This window comes from Paraburkholderia ferrariae NBRC 106233, assembly GCF_000685035.1.
In the GTDB taxonomy this organism is placed as follows: domain Bacteria; phylum Pseudomonadota; class Gammaproteobacteria; order Burkholderiales; family Burkholderiaceae; genus Paraburkholderia; species Paraburkholderia ferrariae.
Genome location: NZ_BAYB01000056.1, coordinates 24,801 through 34,683 on the forward strand (window position 1 = coordinate 24,801; position 9,883 = coordinate 34,683).

At 65.2% G+C, this 9,883-nt stretch carries 8 protein-coding genes; 4 read left to right on the top strand and 4 right to left on the bottom strand.

Annotated features, from left to right (window positions below; all coding sequences use genetic code 11):
• The first annotated feature begins 56 nt into the window (after positions 1–56).
• A complete protein-coding gene (locus BFE01S_RS35020) occupies positions 57–1,694 on the top strand; it encodes a GMC family oxidoreductase (protein ID WP_028229502.1) in 1,638 nt (545 codons plus the stop codon).
• A gap of 133 nt (positions 1,695–1,827) precedes the next feature.
• Positions 1,828–3,150: an MFS transporter gene (locus BFE01S_RS41470; RefSeq protein WP_042339796.1), complete on the top strand. Its 1,323-nt coding sequence runs from the start codon at positions 1,828–1,830 to the stop codon at positions 3,148–3,150.
• A gap of 46 nt (positions 3,151–3,196) precedes the next feature.
• On the opposite strand, the gene BFE01S_RS35030 is transcribed toward BFE01S_RS41470, so the two are convergent.
• The 4 genes from BFE01S_RS35030 to BFE01S_RS35045 all read right to left on the bottom strand — a co-directional run bounded on the left by BFE01S_RS35030 (position 3,197) and on the right by BFE01S_RS35045 (position 7,611).
• Complete coding sequence (locus BFE01S_RS35030) at positions 3,197–4,201, bottom strand: CobW family GTP-binding protein (protein WP_042339799.1); 1,005 nt, start codon at positions 4,199–4,201, stop codon at positions 3,197–3,199.
• Complete coding sequence (locus BFE01S_RS35035; RefSeq protein WP_028229504.1) at positions 4,198–5,904, bottom strand: amidohydrolase; 1,707 nt, start codon at positions 5,902–5,904, stop codon at positions 4,198–4,200. Before BFE01S_RS35035 ends, BFE01S_RS35030 begins: the two co-directional genes overlap by 4 nt.
• 15 nt (positions 5,905–5,919) lie before the next feature.
• A complete protein-coding gene (locus tag BFE01S_RS35040; protein WP_028229505.1) occupies positions 5,920–7,332 on the bottom strand; it encodes a sodium:solute symporter family protein in 1,413 nt (470 codons plus the stop codon).
• 75 nt (positions 7,333–7,407) lie between these two features.
• Positions 7,408–7,611 (bottom strand): DUF3311 domain-containing protein, encoded by a 204-nt coding sequence (locus BFE01S_RS35045; RefSeq protein WP_028229506.1) that lies wholly within the window; start codon positions 7,609–7,611, stop codon positions 7,408–7,410.
• A 263-nt stretch (positions 7,612–7,874) separates the two neighbouring features.
• Between BFE01S_RS35045 and BFE01S_RS35050 the strand changes: the two genes are divergently transcribed.
• Together BFE01S_RS35050 and BFE01S_RS35055 are read left to right on the top strand one after the other, a co-directional pair.
• On the top strand, positions 7,875–8,363 hold the full coding sequence (locus BFE01S_RS35050; RefSeq protein ID WP_028229507.1) for a MarR family winged helix-turn-helix transcriptional regulator: 489 nt from the start codon (positions 7,875–7,877) through the stop codon (positions 8,361–8,363).
• Positions 8,364–8,484: 121 nt separating this feature from the next.
• The gene (locus tag BFE01S_RS35055) at positions 8,485–9,798 is read left to right on the top strand and encodes an MFS transporter (RefSeq protein WP_028229508.1); all 1,314 of its coding nucleotides are present in this window, start codon (positions 8,485–8,487) and stop codon (positions 9,796–9,798) included.
• Positions 9,799–9,883: the final 85 nt, after the last annotated feature.

Genomic DNA, 9,883 nt, shown 5'->3' on the forward strand with positions numbered 1-9,883 from the left:
TTGATCCGGACACGCGGCAGGTCATGCCGCTCCAGGATTTCGAGGAGACGGGATTCATGGATCATGAGGTCGACTACCTGATTGTCGGCGCCGGATCGGCCGGTTGCGTGCTCGCCAACCGGCTGAGCACCGACCCGCGCAACGCCGTGCTGCTGCTCGAAGCAGGCGGCGAAGACAACAATCCGTGGATTCACGTGCCGGTCGGGTACTTCAAGACCATGCACGACCCGGCGCTCGACTGGTGCTATCGCACGGAACCCGACGAAGGCGTCGCCGGGCGCCAGATCGACTGGCCGCGCGGCAAGGTGCTGGGCGGATCGAGCTCGCTCAACGGCCTGCTCTACGTGCGCGGACAACGTGAGGACTACGACCGTTGGGCCGCGCTCGGCAATCGTGGCTGGAGTTACGACGAGGTGCTCCCGTGGTTCAGGAAGTCCGAAGACCAGGAGCGCGGCGCGAGCGCCTGGCACGGCGTAGGCGGCCCGCTGAAAGTCTCCGACCTGCGCTTGCGCCGGCCCATCGCCGATCATTTCATCGCGGCCGCACAGGACATCGGCATCCCGCTCAACGAGGACTATAACGGCGCGGTCCAGGAAGGCGTTGGCTACTTCCAGCAAACGGCGTACAAGGGCTTTCGCTGGAGCACCGCGAAGGGCTTTCTCAAACCCGCCCGCAAGCGCGGCAATCTGATCGTGGAAACGCGGGCGCAGGCGTGCCGGATTCTTTTCGAGGGACGCCGGGCGGTGGGCGTGGAGTATCTGCAGGGCGGCGAGCGCAAGCGCGCGCGGGCGCGCGTGGAAGTGATTCTGGCTTCCGGCGCGATCGGTTCGCCGCAGATTCTTCAGCACTCCGGCATCGGCCCGGAGCAGGTGCTGCGCCACGCCGGCGTACCCGTGCTGCACGACCTGCCGGGCGTCGGCCAGAACCTGCAAGACCATCTCCAGGTGCGGCTCGTGTTCCGCACGCGCGAACGCACGCTCAACGACGAAGTCAACCATCCGCTGCGCAAGGCGTGGATCGGGCTGCAGTACGCGCTCTGGCGCACCGGGCCGCTCACGCTGGCCGCAAGCCAGGTGGCGATCTTCACGCGCTCGACTCCCGCGGTCGAACGCCCGGACATCCAGTTCCACATGCAGCCGCTGAGCGCCGACAAGCCCGGCCAGGGAGCGCATCCGTTCTCGGCTTTCACGGCGTCGGTCTGCCAGCTAAGACCCCATAGCCGCGGCAGCGTCGAAATCCGCTCGACGGACCCGCTGCAGTACCCCGCCATTCTCGCCAACTATCTCTCCGATCCGCGCGATCATCCGGTCGTGATCGGCGGCATTCGGGTGGCGCGGCGCATCGCCGCCGCGCCCTCGCTTGCGCCGCACATCGTGTCCGAGTTCGTGCCGGGCGAGCAGTATCAGAGCGACGCCGAATTGCTGGACGCGGCCCGCCGCTTCAGCCAGTCCATCTACCACCCCGCCGGCACCTGCAAGATGGGCCACGACGCGATGGCCGTCGTCGACGACCGGCTGCGCGTGCATGGCCTCGCCGGGCTGCGCGTGGTGGATGCGTCGATCATGCCCGAGCTCGTCTCGGGCAACACGAACGCCCCCGTCATCATGATCGCCGAGAAGGCCGCCGACATGATTCTCGAGGACCACTCGGCCGTCGCCGCGCCGCAACGCGAGTATGCCGAGGTGCACCCCTGACGCCATGCCGGCGGCGGGGTTCATGCAGGACATGCGGAACAGAGACCACCTGCAGTAAACAGAGGATACCTTACAAAAACACTTATTTTTGAGCGGCCGCACCACGCGAGGCGCGCCCTCAAAGGAGACAGCGATGAACGCATTGCCCCGTACAGACGCCCGGCAGATCAGGCGTGTGGTCGTTGCGAGCCTGATCGGCGCGACCATCGAGTGGTACGACTTCTTCCTCTACGGCGTCGTCGCCGGCATCGTCTTCAACAAGCTCTATTTCCCGGGCGGCGATCCCCTCATTTCAACCATGCTCGCTTATGGCACCTTCGCCGTGGGATTCCTGAGCCGCCCGCTCGGAGGCATCGTGTTCGGTCACTTCGGCGACCGGCTCGGCCGCAAGAGCATGCTGATCATGACGCTCTCGATCATGGGCGTGGCCACCGTGCTGATCGGCGCGGTGCCGACCTATGCGCAGATCGGCCTGTGGGCGCCCGCGCTCCTGCTCATCCTGCGCGTGGCGCAAGGTCTCGGTCTCGGCGGCGAATGGGGCGGCGCCGTGCTGATGGCGTTCGAATACGCGCCGGAGGGCAAGCGCGGCTTCTACGCAAGCATTCCGCAAATTGGTCTCGCAATCGGGCTTTGCCTCGCATCGGGCGTGGTCGCCCTCCTCTCGTCCACGCTGAACAATGCGCAGTTTCTCGCCTGGGGCTGGCGCCTCGCGTTCTTTCTCTCCTTCGTGCTCGTGGCGATCGGCATGTATATCCGGCTGCGCGTATCGGAAACACCCGAGTTCGAACGCGTCAAGCAACAGGGCGCCGAGATCCGCGTGCCGATTGCCGAGGTGCTCGGCCGCTATCCCGGCAACGTGCTCGCCGGCATGGGTGCGCGTTTCATCGACGGCGTGTTCTTCAACGTCTTTGCCGTCTTTACGATCGCCTATCTCACGCAGACGCTCAAGCTCTCGCGCACCGACGCCCTGCTCGCCGTCATGGCCGCCGCCTTCACGATGATCTTCACGATTCCGCTTTTTGGCCGCCTCTCGGATCGTGTCGGCAGAACGCGCATCTACTTCTGGGGATCGCTCTTCACAGGCTTTTCGTCGTTCTTCGGCTTCTGGCTCATGAAACACAGCGGCGGCTCGCCCTTGCTCGTGTGGCTCGCCGTGATCATTCCGCTCGGCGTCATCTACGCTTCCGTGTATGGGCCCGAGGCGGCGCTCTTCGCAGAACTGTTCGACGCGAACGTGCGCTACACCGGCACCTCGTTCGTCTACCAGTTCTCCGGCATCTTCGCGAGCGGCATCAGCCCGATCATCGCGACGTGGCTGTTGCAGCGCAACGGCGGAGATCCGTGGCTCATCTGCCTCTATACGATGTTCGCGGGTCTGGTGAGCGCGCTGTCGGCCGCCTGGGTGGGACGTCGGCATCTTTCGCAGCAGCGCGTGGCCATGAGCGGGGTGCGCTGAGCGGTCTGTCGGGTTGCTGCTCAGCTTCCGTGCAGCACCGCCCGGCCTATCGCACGCAACATGCGGCGAGTCCGTCGCGCAAAATCTCTTCGGTTTCGTCATCGATGAATCCGATGAAGACGAGGACGGCCGCCGTGTCTTCCTCCGCATGCTCGCTCCGGGGAGGCGGTGTCATGCGCAGACGGCGCGCCGCGACCTGGCACGCGCGCGCGCTCACGCGGCCCTCGGCGTCCGCCACGCGCACGAAGCCCTTCGCGCGCAGGATCGTGCGCGGCAGCGCCTTGAGCCACGCACGCAGGCGCGCCTTGTCCAGCACGCCGGGCGCGGCCAGCGCCACGCTAGAGAACGCGGGGAACGCGCTTGCGCCCCCCGCAAGAGGCCGGTGCTGCTGCCAGCGGCCGGCATCGGCGAGCGCGCGCGTGAGCGGCACGTTCGCGTCGAAGAGCAGCGCGAGCGGCACGCGCCCGTGATCCGCCGCCACGACGATGTCGGTCGCCGCGAGCGCGCGCACGTCCGAGACGGCGCGTTCGCGCGCCTCGGGCGCAATCAGGTCGAGCTTCGTGACGATCACGGCGCTGGCGCTGTCGATCTGCTGCTGCGCCATCGCGCCGACCAGCGGATCGACCAGCGTGCGCACGACCTCCGGCGCATCCACGACCACGAGCACCGCCGTGAGGCGGAACGCGCCGTTGAGCAAGCCCACCTGGGCAATCTTCGCGGGATCCGATACGCCGCTCGCCTCGATCAGAAGCAGGTCCGGCCGCGCCTCGCGCGCGGCGAGCCGCGCGAGCGCATCGACGAGCGCGCCGCCTATCGTGCAGCAGATGCAGCCGTTATCGAGTTCGATCACGTCGTCGCTGCGCGCACGCACGAGCCGGGCGTCGATGTTGACGGCGCCAAAGTCGTTGACGAGCACCGCAATGCGCTTGCCGTGCGGCGCCTCCAGCAGATGGTTGACGACCGTGGTCTTGCCCGCGCCGAGGTAGCCGCCGATCACCGCGAGGTCGATCGGCGCGCGCTCGGGCGTCGGCGTGACGGTGGCGTGAGTCATCGCGGGGCGCGCATGATGCGGCCGCCGAGCACCGTGCCCCAGATCGGCACGTCCTTCAGGCGCTCGGGCGCACAGGTGCTCGGGTCTTCGTCGAGCACGGCGAAATCCGCGAATTTGCCCACTTCGATGCTGCCGATCAGGTGATCGAGGTGCAGCGTGTATGCGGCGCCGAGCGTGATCGCGTGCAGCGCCTCGGCCACGGTGAGCCGCTCCGCCTCGCCCAGCACGCGCCCCGACGCGGTCTCGCGCCGCACCGCGCACCATGCGGTGAAAAGCGGGCTCAACGCCGTGATGGGCGCATCCGAATGCAGCGCGTAGGGAATCCCCATGCGCTGCGCGGAGCCCGCCGGGTCCATGCGGTTCGCGCGGTCCGGGCCCATGGTCTGGCTATAGTGCGCGTCGCCCCAGTAATAGATGTGATTCGCGAACAGGTTCACACAGAGGCCGAGCGCGCGGATGCGCCGCAACTGTGCCGCGTCCGCCATCTGGCAGTGCTGGAGCGTGTGCCGGTGATCGGGGCGCGGATGGCGCGCGAGAAGCGTCGTCAGCGCGTCGAGCACGACCTCGGTCGCTTCGTCGCCGTTCGTGTGGATATGCAGTTGCAGCCCCGCGCAGTGGTATGGCTCGAACACCTCGACCAGCTGCTCGGGCGGTATCAGCCACAGGCCGTTGGGCTGCCCGCCCGCGTAGCCGGGCCAGCGCACGCGCGCCGTGAAGCCCTGGATCGACCCGTCGACGATGAACTTCACCGGCCCGAAGCGCAGCTTGTCCGTATTGCCGGCCATCGCCTCCCGCACGCCGGCCGCGCGCTGGCCGGGATTACGCTGCGGAGCGAACGCGGGCACGATACGCACCGGGTAGTCGGGGTCGGCGGTCACGCTGTGCAGGGTCTGGTTGCCCGCGGGAGAGAGGTCGTTCACGAGATCGGTCGCCGTCGTGACACCCGCGAGCTGCGCCACGCGCCCGAAATTCCAGATCGCATGCGGCTTTTCGCTGGCCGCAATCGCAAGCTTGCCGCCAAGCACCTGGTAGACCGGAAACATCGCTGCGAACTCCTGCAGCTCGCCCGTGGGGCGGCCTTGCGCATCGCGCGCGATACCGTCTATATCGGTGTCCTCGTCGATGCCGGCGAGCGCGAGCATCGCGCTGTTCACGTTCATCAAATGCACGCTCGCATGGAGGATCACGACGGGGCGACTCGCCGATACCGTGTCGAGTTCGCGCGTCGTGAGGCGCGACGTACCGAAGTAGATCGGATCGAAGCCCCATGCGAGCAGCGGGCCGTCGTCGGTCATGGCGCGTTCGGCTTGCGCGAGGCGCTCGAGCACCGCCTCGCGCGTGCGCAGGCCCGGCCACAGCGTACCGTCCGGGCCGCGCCGGTCGTAGTAGCCCACGTAAGCCGCGTCCCATACCGCGCCTTCCATCAGGTGGCAGTGCCCTTCCACGAGTCCGGGCATCAGCACCTTGTCGCGCAGCGTGTTCTCCAGGGTACAGGCGCCGAATTGCGCCTCCCACGTTGCGGCGTCCTCGCTCGTGCCGACCGCGAGAATGCGGCCCTCGCGCACGGCCACGTGCGTCGCCTCCGGCTGGCTGGCGTTGAGCGTGAGGATGCGGCGCGCGGCGAAGACCGTGACCGGCCGGGCCGGATCGCCCGCCCGAAGCGACGAAGAAAGCGGCGAAGAAGACGAGGCTTGATGATTCATCGAGAGGCTTGACTCCTATGAATGATGATGAAGCGGATCGGGCATGCCGTAGCGGCGCCCGGACGGGCGCGTCAGGATATGCCCGACACAGACCACGAGCACGTTCACGCCAAGGCACACGAGCCCCAGATTGATCCCGCCAAAGCCGATATGCAGCGCATAGCACACGATTGCGAGGCCCTGGCCGCACACAATCCCGGCCGCCACCGCACCCGCGCGCACGCGGCGACGCGTCAGCAGGATCAGCATGCCGGGCAGGAACTGCGTGACGCCATAGTAGGTCGTGTTGATCAGCGAAAGCATGAGGTTCGGCGTGAGCAGCGTAGTGGCGATCGACACCATCAGGTAAGCCACGATCACGAACTTCGCCGTGCGCTTCTGGCGTGCCTCGGGCAGGTTCGGTATGAGATTGCGCGTGACGATCGGCCCGATTGCGAGGCAGATGCCGGCCAGCACGAGCAGCCCCGAGAGCGCGGCGCCTGCCGCGACGAGGCCGAGCAGCCAGTCGGGCAGCAGATGAATGGCGGCGGCGAAGAAGGCGTCGTTGGGCGAGGCGAGCTTGAGGTTCGCGCTGATCGCGTAGTACGAGGCCACCACGAGGAACGGGTACATCATCATGTAGAGCGGCATCGCGATCTGGGTGCGGCGGATCGTGTTGGGCCCGCGCGCGGTGAAAAAACCCTGCGCCGCGAACGGCATCATATAAAAACCGAGCGACTGGAACAGCATCGTGCTCATGGAGAAGCGCAACTGCGGCGCGGTCATGGCGTTGCTCACCTGACGGCTCGCGGCCCGGAAGACCTCATGCGTGCCGCCCGCCGCCCACGCGGCCGCCACGCCCGTCACGACGATTGCGAGCAGCATCAGGATGTCCTTGAGCACGGCGATCCACGCGGACGCGCGCACGCCGGAGATGGCGATATAGGTGAACGCGAGCGCAGCACAGACGACGATCAGCCAGACGGGCTGAACTTGCCAGCCTAGCCCCTTGAGCGCGGCGGCGAGTCCCGTGAACTGCAGTTCGCCCCAGGGAATCAGGAACAGGATCGACGAACCGGCAACGATCAACTCGAGCGCGCGGCTGCGGTAGTGGCCCTTGAAGAGATCCGCCTGGGTGATGGCGTTGTGCTCTTTGCCGGCCTCCCAGATACGCGGCCCGATGAAATAGCCGATGGGATAGGCCAGCAGGATGTAGCCGAGGAACCAGACGCCGTAGGTCGGCCCTTTCGCGTAAATGCCGCCCGGAAAACCGACCATCGTGCCGATGCTGTAGATCTCGCCGGCCGTGAGGAAGAACACGAGCGCGACGCCGAACTGGCGCGAAGCGACAAAGAAGTCATGCATGCTCTGCTTGCCGTGGCCGCGCCGGGAGCGGATGGCGAGGTACAGCGAAAAGGCGATCAGCAGCGAGAAAACGAAAGTGGACATGCGCGGCTCTCCAGCGTGGAGAAGGTGGGAGGGGCGGCGGCACCGGTCAGCGCCGCTTTGCGCGGGGGGCGGGCGCTAGTGCCCGTTGGCGTAGCGATGCCGGTCGAAGAAGTGCCAGCAGACGAAGAGGCACCCGGAAGTCAGGAGGAACCACCCGAAGATCCACGCGTAGATGAAGGGCACGCCCAGGACGTAGCGGTCCTGCTGGGCGGCCACCCAGGGCAGCGCGCCAATGACGCCCAAAAAAGGAAGCCCGATTCCGATCAGATACCTGAGCATTCATGTCTCCTGTGCGGCGTTGCTCCGGTCCCGTCCGGACGCCAGCCCGCCATTGTCGTTTTGAGTATCGGCCGTCAAAAACACGCGCGGCTAGTGCCAGATGCGTTCTATCGTTGAGTCCAGGCCGGAACCGGCCTTGCGGCCCCAACAACTGAAGTCCCATTCTGCTGCCACCGGATCGATATCAGGGTTTTCCAATAGTTGACTCGTGCATCTATTGCCGACAGAATCAATTGGACGTTGGCTCTCTACGCAGGTCCTCCATGCCCAATACCGATCACCCTGTCCTCGAATACCTGACCTTTCGGATCGATCGACTCAGCGACCTCAGCAAGGAAGCGGCAACCCAGTATTACGAGCGCGAGTTCGGCGTGTCGGTACGCGATCTGCGCGTCCTGCGCCTCGTCAAGCTGGAACCGGGGCTGACGCTCGGAAGGCTGATCGAGTTGGCCATGCTCGAAAAAACTTTCGCGTCCAAGATCGTCAGTTCACTGGTCAAGCGCTCGCTGCTGCGTCGCGAAATCGGGCAGGAAGATGCCCGGCAGATCAATCTTTACCTGACGCCCGATGCCGAGGTCCTTGTGAAGCGAACCTACGAGCGCGGCAACGCACTCGAAAAGATGATGCTGAGCACGATTACCGAACAGGAACTGGAAGTCCTGAATCGCTGCATCGAGAAGCTCACCAGTAGCCTGGCGCATCACCTTGCCCACCAGAAGGAGGAAGCACTCCGGCACGAGCATGTCGAGTGAAGATATGAACCTCTACTGATTCCGCCGTTTCGCCGCCGCCTCCGGATCGCGGCGCGCTAATTATATCGGTGTACTAACGTAATTCGATACCGCACGTCAACACACAAGCGAGAATCTCTCCATGCCAGCGACATCGAATCCGGTCAGGGGCTGGTCTATCGTGGGCCTGTTGTTCATGTTCATGATGATCAATTATGCCGACAAGGCCGTGCTGGGACTCGTCGCACTTCCGATGATGCACGACATGAAGCTGAGCGCCACGCAGTTCGGTCTCGTCGGCAGTGCGTTCTACGCGCTCTACTCGCTGTCCGGCGTAGGCTTTGGCATCCTCACCCGCTATGTCAAAGCCAAATGGCTGCTGCTCGTGCTCGCAGCAATCTGGGCCACCGTGCAGTTCCCCATCGTCACAACGGCGAGCTTCGGCACCCTGCTCGCCTGCCGCGTGCTGCTCGGGCTCGGCGAAGGGCCGGCCTATCCCGTTGCCCTGCATGCCGCCTATCAATGGTTCGACGATCAGAAGCGCAACATTCCCACCTCCGTGATCCAGACCGGTGCCGTCGTGGGCGTCATGGTGGCCGCGCCCGTGCTCACGTGGGTCATGGAGCATTACAGCTGGCGGGCTGCCTTCCTCGTACTGGGCATCGTCGGCCTGGCCTGGAGTGTTCTATGGCTGCTGTTCGGCAAGGAGGGCCGTGAGCACCCTCTTCGGGTCCCTGCTCGTCCTGCGGCGCCCGCCCTCGACAAGGTTCCGTATCTCCGACTCCTGCTCGATCCGACTGTACTCGTCGTGACGCTGCAGTGGTTTCTCGCCACCTTGATTACCGTCATCGCGCTCACGTGGGGAACGGTCTACATACGTACGGGTCTTGGGTACAGCGCGAAGGAAGCCGGCTGGATCTATGCTATCCAGGTGGCGGTCCAGGTGCCGATCGGCCTTGCGCTGAACACGCTTTCCCAGTATCTCATCGCACGTGGCGTATCGACGCGTCTGGCTCGCGGCGCGTTCTACAGCCTGTGCTGTGCGATCGGTTCACTCGCCTATCTAGTTCTCCTTACCGATGCCGGTTCCGCAGCCAGACTGGCGTGGATGACGGTCGGCTTTACGTTGATCGCCCAGATCAACGCTTTTGGCCCGCAGTTGATTGCAGAGGTGACGCCGGATGACCAGCGAGGCACCCTGCTCTCCACCTCTCTTGCCGTCGCATCGACGGCCGGAGCGATCGGCCCTCTGTTGCTGGGCCACATCATGGATGCTATCGGCACAACCGGCAGTAGCGCAAACGTGTTCAACCTTGTCTATCTGATGATTGCTGCTGCAACGTTCGTTGGAGCGTTGGCGGGATTCGTCTGGCTGGACCCGCAGCGTTCGAGGCGGCGTATCGCCGAAGCAGTGGGCGATGCATTGAATTCGCGCACATCCGATCGTGTTACGTAGGCGACTTGTTGCCACGGAAGATCCACTACGTAACCGGACTGTCAGGCTGCCTCCGGATTGATACCTCATCGAATCAGTTTTAAAT

Excerpts from the sequence above, each read along its gene's own strand:
- BFE01S_RS35020 (WP_028229502.1), top strand. The coding sequence starts at position 57 with ATGGATCATGAGGTCGACTACCTGATTGTCGGCGCCGGATCGGCCGGT.
- BFE01S_RS41470 (WP_042339796.1), top strand. The coding sequence starts at position 1,828 with ATGAACGCATTGCCCCGTACAGACGCCCGGCAGATCAGGCGTGTGGTC.
- BFE01S_RS35030 (WP_042339799.1), bottom strand. The coding sequence starts at position 4,201 with ATGACTCACGCCACCGTCACGCCGACGCCCGAGCGCGCGCCGATCGAC.
- BFE01S_RS35035 (WP_028229504.1), bottom strand. The coding sequence starts at position 5,904 with ATGAATCATCAAGCCTCGTCTTCTTCGCCGCTTTCTTCGTCGCTTCGG.
- BFE01S_RS35040 (WP_028229505.1), bottom strand. The coding sequence starts at position 7,332 with ATGTCCACTTTCGTTTTCTCGCTGCTGATCGCCTTTTCGCTGTACCTC.
- BFE01S_RS35045 (WP_028229506.1), bottom strand. The coding sequence starts at position 7,611 with ATGCTCAGGTATCTGATCGGAATCGGGCTTCCTTTTTTGGGCGTCATT.
- BFE01S_RS35050 (WP_028229507.1), top strand. The coding sequence starts at position 7,875 with ATGCCCAATACCGATCACCCTGTCCTCGAATACCTGACCTTTCGGATC.
- BFE01S_RS35055 (WP_028229508.1), top strand. The coding sequence starts at position 8,485 with ATGCCAGCGACATCGAATCCGGTCAGGGGCTGGTCTATCGTGGGCCTG.